At 56.2% G+C, this 13,934-nt stretch carries 12 protein-coding genes, 1 tRNA gene and 1 pseudogene; 2 read left to right on the top strand and 12 right to left on the bottom strand.

Annotated features, from left to right (window positions below; all coding sequences use genetic code 11):
• Positions 1-2 precede the first annotated feature (2 nt).
• The 12 genes from GXX82_18010 to GXX82_17955 all read right to left on the bottom strand — a co-directional run bounded on the left by GXX82_18010 (position 3) and on the right by GXX82_17955 (position 12,960).
• Entirely contained in the window at positions 3-983 is a 981-nt protein-coding gene (locus GXX82_18010; protein ID NLT24938.1) for an electron transfer flavoprotein subunit alpha/FixB family protein, read from the bottom strand.
• A 15-nt stretch (positions 984-998) separates the two neighbouring features.
• Positions 999-1,790, bottom strand: coding sequence for an electron transfer flavoprotein subunit beta/FixA family protein (locus GXX82_18005; protein NLT24937.1), 792 nt, complete (start codon positions 1,788-1,790; stop codon positions 999-1,001).
• Between the two features lie 390 nt (positions 1,791-2,180).
• Positions 2,181-3,482, bottom strand: coding sequence for an RNA polymerase sigma factor RpoD (rpoD, locus tag GXX82_18000; protein NLT24936.1), 1,302 nt, complete (start codon positions 3,480-3,482; stop codon positions 2,181-2,183).
• A gap of 256 nt (positions 3,483-3,738) precedes the next feature.
• Positions 3,739-5,451, bottom strand: coding sequence for a DNA primase (gene dnaG, locus GXX82_17995; protein ID NLT24935.1), 1,713 nt, complete (start codon positions 5,449-5,451; stop codon positions 3,739-3,741).
• A complete protein-coding gene (locus GXX82_17990) occupies positions 5,448-7,739 on the bottom strand; it encodes a hypothetical protein (GenBank protein ID NLT24934.1) in 2,292 nt (763 codons plus the stop codon). The genes dnaG and GXX82_17990 overlap by 4 nt, the downstream gene beginning before the upstream one ends.
• An 18-nt stretch (positions 7,740-7,757) precedes the next feature.
• Positions 7,758-8,207: a GatB/YqeY domain-containing protein gene (locus GXX82_17985; GenBank protein NLT24933.1), complete on the bottom strand. Its 450-nt coding sequence runs from the start codon at positions 8,205-8,207 to the stop codon at positions 7,758-7,760.
• Between the two features lie 6 nt (positions 8,208-8,213).
• Positions 8,214-8,423: a 30S ribosomal protein S21 gene (locus tag GXX82_17980; protein ID NLT24932.1), complete on the bottom strand. Its 210-nt coding sequence runs from the start codon at positions 8,421-8,423 to the stop codon at positions 8,214-8,216.
• A gap of 148 nt (positions 8,424-8,571) precedes the next feature.
• The gene (locus GXX82_17975; GenBank protein ID NLT24931.1) at positions 8,572-9,267 is read right to left on the bottom strand and encodes a hypothetical protein; all 696 of its coding nucleotides are present in this window, start codon (positions 9,265-9,267) and stop codon (positions 8,572-8,574) included.
• Between the two features lie 125 nt (positions 9,268-9,392).
• Positions 9,393-10,682 carry an adenylosuccinate synthase gene (locus GXX82_17970; protein ID NLT24930.1) on the bottom strand — a complete coding sequence of 430 codons (1,290 nt, stop codon included), beginning with the start codon at positions 10,680-10,682 and terminating at the stop codon, positions 9,393-9,395.
• A gap of 114 nt (positions 10,683-10,796) precedes the next feature.
• A complete protein-coding gene (ruvB, locus tag GXX82_17965) occupies positions 10,797-11,867 on the bottom strand; it encodes a Holliday junction branch migration DNA helicase RuvB (GenBank protein ID NLT24929.1) in 1,071 nt (356 codons plus the stop codon).
• Positions 11,864-12,478 (bottom strand): Holliday junction DNA helicase RuvA, encoded by a 615-nt coding sequence (locus GXX82_17960; GenBank protein ID NLT24928.1) that lies wholly within the window; start codon positions 12,476-12,478, stop codon positions 11,864-11,866. Before GXX82_17960 ends, ruvB begins: the two co-directional genes overlap by 4 nt.
• The gene (locus tag GXX82_17955) at positions 12,475-12,960 is read right to left on the bottom strand and encodes a crossover junction endodeoxyribonuclease RuvC (GenBank protein ID NLT24927.1); all 486 of its coding nucleotides are present in this window, start codon (positions 12,958-12,960) and stop codon (positions 12,475-12,477) included. Before GXX82_17955 ends, GXX82_17960 begins: the two co-directional genes overlap by 4 nt.
• Before the next feature lie 344 nt (positions 12,961-13,304).
• On the opposite strand from GXX82_17955, the pseudogene GXX82_17950 reads away from it, so the two are divergent.
• Positions 13,305-13,763 (top strand): annotated as a pseudogene (locus tag GXX82_17950) (nucleoside deaminase).
• Positions 13,744-13,837 (top strand) — tRNA-Ser (locus GXX82_17945). Before GXX82_17950 ends, GXX82_17945 begins: the two are co-directional and overlap by 20 nt.
• Positions 13,838-13,934: the final 97 nt, after the last annotated feature.

Here is a 13,934-nt window from a genome sequence, read left to right as displayed (position 1 = left end):
CCTTACGTCTCTTCCCGTGTCTTCTTCAGTTCATCCTTCAGGGCGGGGAGGACGGCGAAGACATCGTCCACGATGCCGTAATCGGCGTACTGGAATATGGGGGCGTTGGGGTCCTTGTTGATGGCGACGATGACCCGCGATGTGTCCATGCCCATGATGTGGTGGAGGGCGCCCGACAGGCCGCATCCGATGTACAGTTTCGGGGAGACCGTCTTGCCGCTCTTTCCGATCTGGTCATCGTACTCCCGCCACTTGCTGTCAATGACCGTTCTCGACGCGCCCGTGCGGCCGCCCATGAGGTCGGCTATCTCGTCGAGCATGGCAAAATTCTCGGCGGCCTTCATGCCCCTGCCGCCGCAGATGATGAAGTCGGCCTCCTGGAGATCGACCTTGCCGGAGGTCTTCTTTTCCGCCGAGAGGGTCTTCATCGCCGGATTCCCGGCCACGGCGGCCGTCTCCTCGATGATCTCACCCTTCTCACCGGCGTCGGCCACGGCAAAGGAATTGGGCCGGAAGGTGACGATGACCGCCGAGTCCGCCTTCGGCGCAAGCCAGGAGATCACCTTGCCGCCGTAGAGTGGCTTCTTTATCTTCATCCCTTCACCTGTGAGGTCGACACCGACCGCGTCGGACACCATGGCGGCCGAGAGGCGCGCGGCTACCCTGGGAAAGAGGTCCTTGCCTGTCACCGACGACGTCCCCAGAACAACCATGGGCTCGTACTTCTTCAGGATGCTCTCGAGGACCGATCCATAGGTATCCCACCCGTACTCCGCGAGCGAAGGGTTGTCGACAAGGATGGTTGTACCGGCATAGCCGGCGACGGTATCGGCAGCGTCCGTGAGGCCCGATCCCAACACCACCGCGAAAAGCGTGGACGAGAACCGCGAGGCCATCTCCCTGCCGATGGACAGTAGTTCCAGCGATGCCTTTCTCGGCTTCGCGTCTTTGCATTCCACAACAACAAGAACGTCCCTGGTCATGTGCAATCCTCCTCTCTACAGGACCTTCGCTTCATCCTTGAGCGCCCTGACGAGGTTCTGCACCTTCTCTTCCGGGGACGCTCCCTCCATGATGTGGACCGAAGGCCGGCCAGCGGGTGCCTCGTAGGACAGCACCGTGATCTTTGATGACTCCCTGTCTATGGGACCGAAGGGCATCTCGATGGATGCGGGATCGAGGACATCTATCTGCGTCTTCATCGCCTTCATCACACCCGTGATGAGAGGTACCCTTGGCTCATTGAGGCCTTTCTGGCAGGTGAAGAGGGCCGGCAGCGAGACCTCCGACGTCCTTTTGCCCCCTTCTATCTCGCTTTCGACCTCGGCCTTGCCGCCACCGGTGATGGTGAGCTTCGTCACCTGGCTCACGTGCGGTATGCCGAGGAACTCCGCCACCATGGGACCCACGTTGGCACTTTCATCATCCATCGCCTGACGTCCGCAGAGTATGACATCGAACCCCTCTTTCCGGGCGAACCCCGCGAGAACACGTGAGACGATAAGGGGGTCGTCGGCCTCCCGATCCGTGCTGTCGATGAGGAAGGCTTTGTCCGCGCCCATGGCTATCGTCGTCCTCAAGGCTTCGACGGCCCTTTGCGGCGCGAAGGCGCACACCGTTATCTCCACGTCCTTCAACGTCTCTTTTACGCGTATGGCCTCCTCGACGGCAAATTCATCGAAGAAGTTCACGACATATTTGTTCTCGACCTCGAGACTCTTCTGATCGGAACTTATGATGATACGCGCTTCCGTATCAGCCACCTGCTTCACGAACACTAGGACCTTCACTTCTTCAGCCTCCTCCTGTATGTGGATCTATACCGAAAACCACGAAAGAAAAACGAAACGGCCGGGAGTCGAACAGACTGTACTATATAATGAGCAATGTAAAAATCCCCTCGTTTTACTCTGAATTTGTCATTACAACCATGGGAAATTTTGCATAAATTATTTTACCGATGCCCTTTTGTCAAGGAAAAACTGGCAACGAGAAGACAATGACCAATAACCAAATCCCAATGACCGGAAAATAACCAATCACCACGCTCCAATTACCAAACGGCAACAGGTACTACAGCCTTGTGCTGCCTCTCGTTTTGGTCAATTGGTTATTGGTAAATCGGTCATTATCTCCTTCATTGGTTATTGGAATCTGGTCATTGATCATTGTCCTCTATATCACAGGTCCACGAAAGAACGCAGGAGCTTCGCCCTCATGGGGTGCCTGAGCTTCTTCAGGGCCTTGGCCTCGATCTGCCGTATCCGTTCACGGGTGACCTCGAAGACCTGCCCCACCTCTTCCAGGGTATGGTCCTGCCGCTCCCCGAGGCCGAACCGCATCCTCACCACCCTTTCTTCCCTGGGGGAGAGCGTCGAAAGGATGGAATTCAGGTTCATCACGAGGTCTTCGTAGATGGCCGAATCCTGGGGCGTGAGCACGTTCTTGTCCTCGATGAAATCCGCGAGGTGCGTATCCTCATCGTCGTTGATGGGCGTCTCCAGGGATATGGGCTCCTTGGTTATCCTGAGGACCCTTCTGACCTTTTCCGACGAGAACCCTATCCTGTCGGCTATCTCATCGGGATAGGGCTCCCTGCCCAGCTCCTGCACGAGACCGCGGGACACCCGTATGATCTTGTTGATGGTCTCTATCATGTGCACGGGGATCCGTATCGTCCGCGCCTGATCGGCGATGGCTCGCGTAATCGACTGACGGATCCACCAGGTAGCGTAGGTGCTGAACTTGTAGCCCCGTTTATACTCGAAACGGTCCACCGCTTTCATGAGGCCGATATTCCCCTCCTGTATGAGGTCGAGCAGTGACAGCCCCCTGTTTATGTACCTTTTCGCTATGCTCACGACGAGCCGGAGATTGGCCTTGACGAGTTCGTTCTTGGCCCCCGCGAAGTTGGACTCGGCCTGTTCGATCCTCTTCAGGTAATGCCTCAGGAGCTTCGAAGATATCCCGATCTCATCCTCGATCCTCGCCTTTCTGTTCATCAGGGCCTGAAGGTGCCTCTTGCTTCCTTTTTCCTTCGATCTCCTGTACCGGGCGATCTCGACGTCGATCTTGTCGATGCGCTCCACGTACCGTTTCATGCGGAGGATGATCTTTTCCGTGATCTTCTTGCTAAGGTTGATCTCGGTTATGATCTTCTGCACTTCCTTGCTGTGACCGTCTTTCCTGCCTTTCGCGTTCTCCCTTGACCGGGTATGCTCTTCCTTGAGCCGCTCGAGCAGGGCGATCACCCTTTCCCGCTGGTATTCGAGTTCCGTGTCACCTTCTTCCTCATCATCCGCCTCGACAGTGATGTCCTTGACGGCCGCCTTCGATGTCTTGAGCGCCATGAGGGCACTGAGGAGCTCCTTGACGGTTCCGGGAAAAGACAGGAGCACCTGCTTTATCTCTTCCCTCGCCTCCTCCATGAGACGGGCGATCTCCTTCTCGCCTTCCCGCGTCAGGAGGGCCATGCTTCCCATCTCCTTTATGTAATGACGGATGGGATTGATGAGATCGTCGTCATAGACCTCTTCAAGGTCCCCATCCAGGGCCCCGTCGGCGTCCGCATTCTCAGCGCCGCCGATAGCATCCTGGTGTTCGATCTCGAAAAGGTCGATGTCATCAAGGATGTTGCTGGGCTTCTCACCTTGCGATATGAACGCGTACAGCTCCCCGTTCTCAAGATTCTCTTCATAAGGATAATATCTCCTTACTTTCTCAGGCATGGCCACCTCTCTATAAAAAATTATTTTTTATATGCGTCAATACCTGCCTCTTCTGTTCCAGGAGTTCTGTGACCGCCGCTGCGTCCCCCGATCTCTCCGCCTCGGCAAGCTTCTCGGTGATCTTCTTCGACTTTTCCCTGAAGAACTGGCGCTCAATGTGCCTGAAATAATCAAGGAGCACCTTCTCGGGCTCATCGGGGCCCGCCCCGGCCTCGTCAAAGGCCGCTTTGAGAACAAGCCCTTTGAGGTCCTCCTTATCAAGCGTCTCGATGAAGTTCTTCACGTCAATGTTCTTTCCCTGTTCAAAACAGGTAACCATTCTTGTTATGACCTCTCTGACATCGTCATCCCTGATATAGCGCAATACCTCCTTTCCCTGAAAGAATTCAAGAAGCTCGGGGCGTGCCATGCAGACATTGATGACCTTTCTCTCGATCACCCCTTTCGCGGCATCAGCCCGTGGAGCCCCGCCAGTCACGTCGTACGTCCTCGTCCCCGCAAAATGCTCTTCCTCGACCCCCGTCAATTCCGAAAGCCTCTTGACGTAGAGCCTTCTCTTGACCTTGTCGCGAATGGCGTCGATGTGCGGCATCACCTGCCTGATGAAGGCCTGCTTCCCCTGAAGGGTCGTCATCTTCTCTCTTCCCGCATAATGGTCGAAATAGAAGTCGAGGATGGGCCTCTTGCCCTTCACGACATCCGCCACGGCGGCGGCGCCTTTTTCCCGGACAAAGCTGTCGGGGTCATGTCCTTCCGGCAGGACGACCATGTTGCCGTTGACATCCATCTCCGCAAAGAGACCGATGAGCCTCAGGGCGCTCTTGATCCCCGCTTCGTCGCCGTCGAGCATGAGGGTGATGTTCTCCGTGTAATTCCTCAGCTTCATGATCTGTCCCTCGGTGACCGAGGTCCCCAGCGTCGACACCACGTTCGTGAGTCCAGCCCCGTATAGGGCTATGAGATCGAAGTAGCCCTCGACGATGAAAACCTCATCATGATCGGTGATATGTCTCTTGGCCCTGTCTATACCGAACAGTGAGGTCCGCTTGGAAAACACCGAGGACTCGGGGGAGTTCACATACTTCGGTATGCCGTCCTTCTCGAGTGTTCTTCCCCCGAAACCGATGACCCTCTTGTTGACATCGATGATGGGAATGACGATCCTTCCCCCGAACATGTCGTAGAGCTCCGTCTCTTTCATCCTCACGATGCCGGTGCTGAGGAATACGTCGGCGGGTATCTCCGTCGCCTTGAGGAAGGCCTTCAGGGCACTGCGGGAACGCTCGCTGTACCCGAGTCTGAATTCGTCCGCGATCTGACGGGAGATGCCGCGCCTCGCGAGATACTCGAGGGCAAAGCCGGTGCGCTTGAGGCCTTTCTGATAGTACTCGCAAAGCTTCCCCAGGGCATCGTAGTGGCCCGCTTTCCTCCTGTCTCCCTTCCTTTCGACCTCTATGCCGTATTGACGGCCAAGATGCTCGAGGGCCTCGACGAAGGTCAGGTTCTCATACTTCATGATGAAGTTGATGGCGTTGCCGCCTTCCCTGCAGCCGAAGCAATAGAAGATCTGCTTTTCGACGCTCACGGTGAAGGAGGGCGTCTTCTCCTTGTGGAAGGGACACAGGCCCATGTAGTCCTTTCCAGCCTTTCTCAGCTTCACGTGCTGAGATATGACGTCGATGATGTTCACTCTCTGCAGGAGCTCATCGACTGACGCTTTCATGCGAACTCCACTATGGTGACGCCCGCGTTCTGCTCGTCCGTGTGAAACGTGCGGACGTAGGGGGTCTCGGCAAGTCGGTCCCTCACAGCCTGCATGAGCCGTCCCGTCCCCACGCCATGGACGATCCTGACCTGTGATGTGCCCTCGACAATGGCCCGGTCAAGGAAGGTGTCTACGGTTTTCAACGCCTCCTCCACCCGCATGCCGATGATCTTCAGGTCCCGCTGCTCTGTCTTTTCTACGTGTATTTCAGATCTGTCCCGCGACACCCGCTTCGGGCCTTCGACGGTCTTCTCGATGAACATCCGTTTCAGCTTCGTCCTGACGTTGCCCACGGCAACTTCGAAAACACTTCCCTCTTTGTCGATATCGACGACGTACCCTCTGCTTCCCAGCGTCTTCACAAGAACGTAATCGCCTATTCGGATGTCCTCCCTGACCTCCTTAGCCGGTCCCCCCAACCTTTGTTTCAGGGAACGTATCTTGTCCTTACTTCTTGTTATAGACGTTCTTTCCTTTTTTGCAACCTCTTTTTTGATCTCATCGACCTCGATCTCGAGTTCGAGGAGCCTCTCGCGGGCCTTGTCCTCCCATTTCCGGAGGTACTCATCCTTCTTCTCCCTGATGACCTTGAGCCTGTCGCGGGCCTCTTCCTTGATCTTGACCAGTTCCCGGCGCTCCCTGACCGTCTTTGCCTTCTCCTCCTGAAGGCTCGTTATGAGGTCGTTGAGCATGAATTCCTGCTCATTGAGATAGGTGTAGCTCTTCTCTATGATGACGGCGGGAACGTCGATCTTCCGCGCGACATTGATCGCGTTCGAGTACCCGGCGGTCCCGTAGATGAGCTGGTAGAGAGGCTTCATGTTCGTGGTATCAAAAGAGGTCGCCACGTTCATGGCATAATCCTTCATGTATCCATAGGCCTTGATGAGATTGAGATGGGTCGTGACGACGACGCGGCACCCCTTCTCAACAAAGGCGTCTATAACCCCCATGGCCAAAGCAGACGCCTCCTGGGGCTCCGTGTTGCCCCCTATCTCGTCGATGAGAACGAGTTCGTCACCCCTGGCGTTGAGATACAGGTCCTTGATGGCATACATGTGGGCGGTGAAGCTGCTCAGTTCCAGCGATATGTCCTGCTCGTCTCCGATCAGCGCGAACACGTTTGAAAAGAGAGGGATCACCGGCCTTTCGGCCGCGGGAATGAAGAGGCCCGTCTTCGCCATGAGCGACAAAAGCCCGATCGTCTTCAGCGCCGCGGTCTTGCCCCCGGCATTGGGGCCGCTTATGATCATCACTTTCTCGCTCTCTTTCATGGCGATATCGATGGGCACGGCGTCCTTCTTGCGGGACATCGCTATGAAGGGATTGACGGCCTTCCTGACCTCAAGGCCGCCCGACGGGGTCACCTCGGGTCTCACGCATCTGAATTCGTGGCAGAAAAGCGCCATGGCATGGAAGAAGTCGAGCTCGGCGAGGCATCGCACGTTCCCTTCGAGGGCTTCCCTGAAACCCCGCGCGAAACCGGTAAGCTCATGGAGAACCTTCTTTTCTTCTTCCTTCTCCTCGTTGACGAGGATGTTGATGCTGTTGTTGAGCTCCACGCACTCCACGGGCTCGACAAAGGAGGTCTTGAGGGAATGGGAATAGTCGTGCACGATACCCTGGATGGCCTCGTTGAAGTTCGGCTTCAGGGGGATGACGTACCTGTTGTTCCTCAGGGATATGTAGTCATCCTGAATGATGGGGCGCATGGGCTCCCGGCCCATTATCCGCTCAAGCTGCTTTTTGATCCTCTCCCTGTTCATGAAGAGGTCCGCCCGTATACGCGACAGCTCGTAGGACGCGCTGTCTTCCAGGTAGCCCTCCACGTTCACGGAGCGCGCGATGCGACGGGAGAGCACAGGCAGCCTGTCGATCCCTGCGACGAGCTCCTCGGTGAAGGCGCTTCTCTTGAACACCTTTGCGAGAAAGCCCGAAACGTCTTCGCAGACCCTCAGGAAATCTGTCAGGGAAAGGAACTCCGGGGGTTCGAGGACGGAATCCCTGATGGCGATCCTTGCCAGCACCCCGGTTATGTCGGGGACGTCGGAGAACGGCACCCTGCCGTCCCACTTTATGACATCCATGACAGCTTCTATCCGGTCATGACGCCGGGTGATCTCTTCGATGTCGTCGATGGGACGGAGCTTTCCCAGGGCGTCCCTGCAAAAGGGCGTCGAAGAGAATTGGAGTATAACATCCCTGAGCTTGAGGTAATCGAGATATGATAATGTCTTATCGATCATAGGGGCTTTCGACTGCCGTCATGACGATGACAGTCTTTTAAGCACCATTGCACTCAACACTTTGCCGTCTATCCTTCCCGGAAATTTGTCCATGAGGAGTTTGATAACCTTCCCCATCTCCTTCCGGCTTGTCGCACCGACGGCCGCGACCGCTTCCTCTATCTCCCTGAGGATCTCTTCCTCCGAAAGCTGTGAGGGCTGGAATTCCTTGAGTATCTCCAGCTCTTTCTCTTCCTTTTCGGCGAGTTCGAGACGCCCGCCCTTCCTGAAGCTCTCGATGGAATCGTTGTGTTGTTTGATCGACGTCTTGACGAGGGCGTAGAACTCCTCGTCCAGCAAAGGTCGTATTTTCTCGACTTCCTTGTTCTTTATGGAGGCAAGGAGCATCCGGAACACGGACACCCTTAAGTTGTCCCTCTTCTTTAAAGCCTCTTTCAAACCCTCTTCAATTTTGGATCTATAGTCCATTTACTCCTAGTAAAGACCTTTATCCATAGTTCTCTTGAGTTTTTTCAGAGCTCTCTTTTTCGCAGCGAGGATTTTCTTCTTTCTCTTAACACTGGGTTTTTCGTAGTGTTCTCTTTTTTTTATCTCGGAGAGAATCCCGGTTTTCTCACACTGCTTCTTAAATCTCTTGAGGGCACTCTCGAAGGATTCACCTTCTCTTATAATAACTGCTGGCATCCATTCTTCCCTCCCTCCATTGGTCCGTTAGTTAAAGCTCCTTATTAAAACCCGAAAAAACAGCCAAAGTCAACAGATTTTAGCGGTCTGGCGTTGATAGTCGACGATCTGAAGGGGGTTGCCAGCGTTCCCGAAGAGGGTCGGAACCCTATCCTTTCCTGACGGTGGAGAGGCCGTTCCCGGCGAACATGATGTCTCTTTCGTATTCGGCCACCACGGTTCGCAGGCTGTTTATCCTGTTCTTCCAGCCCTTCAGGTACTTGGCATACACCTGCGGCTTGGCGGAGGCGAGCCTGACGTAGCGCTGTTCCCTCATTGCAAGGTAGTCGTCGATACTCCCCTGAGACCTCTGCAGGATCTTCCTGGCAGCCGCCGGGCTGTTGACGTAGGTGTCAAAATGAACGACGCACAGGGGATAGGGCAATGAAGATGCCCCGGATGCCGCCCACAGTTTCCTGTAGATCCCTTCCACCTGCTCTCTGGTGATGTTCCTGATGCTCCCCTTGTACCCAAGAGCCCGCGCGGTGGATTGCAGGATTCCGTAGCGGGATGCGCCTCGTTCACCGTCTTCCCTTACAAGCCGGTTTCCTTCCTTCTCAAGGACGAAGTCGAGACACTTCCGGAATTTCGTCTCCTCGTCGTCAATGAGCGGTAAGGCGGAAATGCCCTGGCCCGCTTGAGCGGAGCTGAATTCCGCGGACCGGCCGGTTGTCAGAGAGCGAAGGAGAACATCCTGAAAACCCGAGGCATCGGGATTGCCGATGAAGTTGTCCGCCCTCTTCCGGCCGTTCTGCAGATACTGGAGCATCGATGCTGTCTGGGTGATATCGAGATTGCTAGCCATAGTGGTGAGGTTTGTGCAACAACCATGCCACCTCTTAGATTTTGACGAGTTACGTAAGGAGTCTCCCGAGAGGGACGGCCAGAGACCGGCCATGGCGTCGGATTTCTGACAGCGTTCCCGCCGGATCAGGCGAAGGGATTCCTGAGTATGATGGTGCTGTCCCTGTCGGGCCCTGTGGATACGATGGCTGCGGGAACACCGACGAGCTCTTCTATGCGCCTTATGTATCTCAGCGTCTGCTCCGGCAGGTCTTCGAGCCTCTTCGCGTCCTTTATCGATGTCTTCCAGCCCGGCATCTCTTCATACTGGGGTTCACACCGGTAGAAGTCCTGGAGGGCCATGGGCGGTTCTTCATAGAGTCGTTTGCCGATCTTGTAGTGGGTGCATATCTTGATCGTGTCGAAGGAGTCGAGAACGTCGAGCTTCATCAGGGAAAGACCGTTTATACCGCTCAGCTTGACGGCCCTTCTCACCAGGACCGCATCGAACCATCCGCACCGCCTCGGCCTGCCCGTGGTGGCACCGTATTCGTCACCGACCTTCCTCATGAGCTCCCCCTCGGCACCGGGCAGCTCCGTCGGAAAGGGACCTTCTCCGACGCGGGTCGTGTATGTCTTGCATATTCCCAGGATGTAGTCGACGGCGCTCGGAGGCACTCCGGCACCCGCGGAGATGTTCCCGGCAATGGTATTGGACGAGGTGACGTAAGGGTACGTCCCGTGGTCGATATCCAGAAAGGTTCCCTGGGCTCCCTCGAAGAGTATCTTTTTCTTCTTCGCCATCGCTTTGTGGAGAAAGGACGTCGAATCCACGACATGCCTCTTGAGCATCTTCCGGTAGGGCTCGAACTTCTTGAGGATATCCCGGATCATCAGGGGTTCGTCCTTGTAGTAGCGGCGGATGAGGAAGTTCTTCATCTCCAGGTTGGCCTTCAGCTTCTCCCGAAAGACCTTCCTGTCGATGAGGTCGATGACGCGAATACCCATCCTGCTTACCCTGTCCTCGTAAGCCGGGCCAATGCCTCTTCCTGTCGTTCCTATCTTCTTCGCGCTCCTCGATTCCTTGAGGGCATCGAGCTTCTTGTGATACGGCATGATGACATGGGTGTAACCGCTTATCATGAGGCGTTTGTCGTCCTTGAGATAGCCGAGACCCTTCAGTTCTTCCAGCTCTTTCTCCAGGACCTCGGGATCCATCACAACACCGTTGCCGATGACGCAGTGCGTCTTCTCGCGGAGTATGCCCGAAGGGATGAGATGAAGGATGACCTTCCTGTCGCCGATAACGATGGTGTGACCGGCGTTGGCCCCGCCCTGGAACCGGACGATGATGTCCGCGAACCCGCTGAGATAGTCGATGATCTTCCCTTTGCCTTCATCACCCCACTGAACCCCGACAACTCCCACGTTGGCCATCACTTTCTCCTGTGCTTTTTCATTGAAGAACATATGTTTTTAATACACTATCCCGCTAAAATCAAGGCTAATCGGGGAAAACCCGGCTTGAGAGGCGATTTGGGGAAACTGCACCTACCTGCCTTTCCCGGCAGGAGCATTGTCGAACAAACCACCCATGGGGGGCGTCCCCGAAAGTGGTATGCCGAGATGGGCAAAGGCCTTCTCGGAGGCCCTCCTGCCCTGGGAGGTGCGGATGATGAACCCCGACTTCAGCAGAAAGGGCTCGACGACCTCGATGAGCACGTCGGACTCCAGCTGCAGGGTCGCGGCAAGGGCCTCGATCCCCACGGGACCGCCCTTGTAGTTGAGGATGATGGTCCTGAGGAGCTTCCTGTCCGTCTCGCCGAGGCCATGGTCGTCGATGCCTTCAAGGCTCAGGGCATCGATGGCCACACTCTTCGTTATCATGCCGCCGGCCCTGACCTCGGCATAATCACGGACGCGCTTGAGGAGCCTGTTCGCCACCCTGGGCGTTCCCCGGGCACGTTTCGCCGTCTCCTGGGCCCCCTCATCGTCGATACTGACGCCCAGTATCGCGGCCGACCGCTTGATGATCTTCACGAGGTCCTCATCCCTGTAGAAATCGAGGTCCCGCACGATGCCGAAGCGTTCCCTGAGCGGAGACGACAAGAGGCCGGAGCGCGTCGTCGCGCCGATGAGGGTGAACTGCTCGAGGCGATACCGGTGTGTCCTCGCGTGAATGCCCTTGTCGAAGATGAAATCGACGGCGAAGTCCTCCATGGCAGGGTACAGAAACTCTTCGACGATCTTGGGTATGCGATGGATCTCGTCGATGAAGAAGACGTCCCCTTTTTCGAGGTGTGTCAGAAGGCCCATCAGGTCGCCGCCCTTCTCCAGCGCGGGACCGGAGGACGTCACGATCCGTGTGCCCATCTCGTTGGCGATGATGTGCGCCAGTGTCGTCTTCCCGAGCCCCGGGGGCCCGTTGAAGAGGATATGTTCCAGGGGCTCTCCCCTCTTCAGCGCCGCCTCGATGGCTATCTGGAGGGTCTCCACTATGGTGTCCTGGCCGACATACTCGAACAGGCGGCTTGGCCGCAGGGTGACAATGCCTTCGTCACCCCCGTTCTCTTCCTTCCTGTAAAGCTCGGAGATCTCCGTGGAGTTCTCTTCCTGTATCATTGCCTCTGACCCCTGTAGACTTCCTCAAAAAGCTCTTCCGAAGAGGCAATGCGCGGGTTTCTCTTCATTGCCTCTTCGATCATCTGCCGCGCCTCCAGCATCCTGTGGCCGAGCTGGGTGACGAGCACCTGCTCCACCTCTTTCACGAAATCCTCCGCGACCGGCGCGGCGGCGGCCGTCTCCGGCATGAGGGCATACTTTGCCACCCTGCCCTTCAGGGTCGCCACGATCTTGTCGGCCTTTCTCTCTCCTATCCCCTTCAGCTTGCGAAGGGACTTCACGTCCTTTTCCTCGATATGGCGCGCTATTTCCCGTATGGACTTCGTGAGCGCCTTGACGGCGGCCATGGGGCCGATATCCTCCACGGTGATGAAAAGCTCGAAGAACTCCCTGTCCAGCTCATGTCTGAAGCCGACAAGGACGGGCTTGGGCTGTCTTTCCGTCTGGTGGAAGGATATATAAAGGCTCAGGTCGTCCTCGGCCTTCTTCGATCTTCTTATCTCGCTCATGACGAATGCCGGGATGAGGACATCGTATCCGATACCACCGACAAGAAGGGTCAGGCGCTCATCGTAGATACCCTTCAGTTTTCCTTCGAGATAGGCTATCACACGACCCTCCGGTAGTCTCTGCGGTAATACACGGCAAGCGCCACAGCAAGCGCGTCAGATGCATGGAACGAGGAAATGCCGTTTGTCTTCAGCGCACTCGCCACGGCGTCCTTTATCTGCTTCTTCCCCGCGTTGCCGAAACCCACGAGGGAGTTCTTGATCTCCTTCGGTGCTATCTCCTGCACGGGGAGTCCCCTCTGCCGGGCCGTGAGGTAGAGCACCCCGAGAACACTGCCGAGGAGTATGCCCGCCTTTGGGTAACGGACAAGGGAAAAGACATCCTCGAGGGCGAAAAGATCGGGTTGCACCTCGCCGATGATGCGGTCCACATCGTGATGGATCTGCATCAGCCTGTCCGGAACCGTATCATGGGGAAAGGTCTTGATGGACCCGCACCTGACAAGCACCGGCGCCGCCCCGTCGCATCGCAGCGCCCCGAAGCCCGTACTGGCAAGACCGGGATCAATGCCCAGGATGATCATCGTCCACCTTATTCATCATTCTCTTCTCAGGTCAGCTGATCGATAATCATCATAACAGGATGAACGGGTCTTTGTAAACTAAGAAGACAGGCAATGAAAAAACGGGTAATGGGTTATGGGTTATGGGTTATGGGGAACAAAGGCGGTTGGAGCCGTTAGAGCCGTTAGAACCGTTAGAGCCGGAAGAAGAGTGGGATCATCCTGCCTGCTTGAATGCTTTCCCTTGAGACGCCTCACAAACCCTGGAACTATATGCTTCCTATTACCTATGACCCATTACCCGTCTTTGCCGTTTCACCTGTCTCTGTATTGATTTCGCCAACCGTTATCAGTATACTTGAGTGATGCTTGATGAGGAATACATGGAGATGTGCCTCGCCGAAGCCCGCGCGGCATGGGACGAGGAAGAGGTACCGGTGGGAGCGCTGGTGGCCGACGGATCGGGCGCCGTCATAGCCAGGGCCCACAACGCGACGCGCTCGCGGATAGACCCGACGGCCCACGCCGAAATGCTGGTCATCAGAGAGGCATCGCTCCGGCTGGGCAACTACCGGCTCACGGGATGCACGCTCTTTGTCACCATGGAGCCCTGCGCCATGTGCGCGGGCGCCATCGTCGAGGCACGCTTCGAAAGACTCGTCTTCGGCTGCCATGACGTGAAGCGCGGCGCCTTCGGCTCCGTCATCGACGTCAACACGCTGCCCCTCAACCACCGGGTCAAGGTGTCGGGCGGCATTCTCGAAAACAAGAGCGCTGATCTGCTCAAACAGTTCTTCACCCTGCGGAGAGGTACCGAAGTGGCCATAACGGGGCCGACTCGAAATCGGCTGTACGTCTAATAAGCGTACCGTGGGTTCGAATCCCACCCTCTCCGCCAAATAGAAACAGTCTCAGGTTTCAGGTCCCAGGTTTCAGGTTACAGACAGAAACAGGAGCAGCACTTTGCGGCATCAACTACGAAACGGCCGAGGGGG

Source organism: Syntrophorhabdus sp. (assembly GCA_012719415.1).
Taxonomy (GTDB): domain Bacteria; phylum Desulfobacterota; class Syntrophorhabdia; order Syntrophorhabdales; family Syntrophorhabdaceae; genus Delta-02.
This window is presented reverse-complemented; position numbering and strand designations above follow the sequence as displayed.

Bases quoted from the DNA above. Each gene is read 5' to 3' on its own strand.
- ruvB (NLT24929.1), bottom strand. From the start codon at position 11,867: ATGATACAGGAAGAGAACTCCACGGAGATCTCCGAGCTTTACAGGAAG.
- GXX82_17985 (NLT24933.1), bottom strand. From the start codon at position 8,207: ATGGACTATAGATCCAAAATTGAAGAGGGTTTGAAAGAGGCTTTAAAG.
- GXX82_17990 (NLT24934.1), bottom strand. From the start codon at position 7,739: ATGATCGATAAGACATTATCATATCTCGATTACCTCAAGCTCAGGGAT.
- GXX82_17955 (NLT24927.1), bottom strand. From the start codon at position 12,960: ATGATCATCCTGGGCATTGATCCCGGTCTTGCCAGTACGGGCTTCGGG.
- rpoD (NLT24936.1), bottom strand. From the start codon at position 3,482: ATGGGAAGCATGGCCCTCCTGACGCGGGAAGGCGAGAAGGAGATCGCC.
- GXX82_17980 (NLT24932.1), bottom strand. From the start codon at position 8,423: ATGCCAGCAGTTATTATAAGAGAAGGTGAATCCTTCGAGAGTGCCCTC.
- GXX82_17970 (NLT24930.1), bottom strand. From the start codon at position 10,682: ATGGCCAACGTGGGAGTTGTCGGGGTTCAGTGGGGTGATGAAGGCAAA.
- GXX82_17975 (NLT24931.1), bottom strand. From the start codon at position 9,267: ATGGCTAGCAATCTCGATATCACCCAGACAGCATCGATGCTCCAGTAT.
- dnaG (NLT24935.1), bottom strand. From the start codon at position 5,451: ATGAAAGCGTCAGTCGATGAGCTCCTGCAGAGAGTGAACATCATCGAC.
- GXX82_18010 (NLT24938.1), bottom strand. From the start codon at position 983: ATGACCAGGGACGTTCTTGTTGTTGTGGAATGCAAAGACGCGAAGCCG.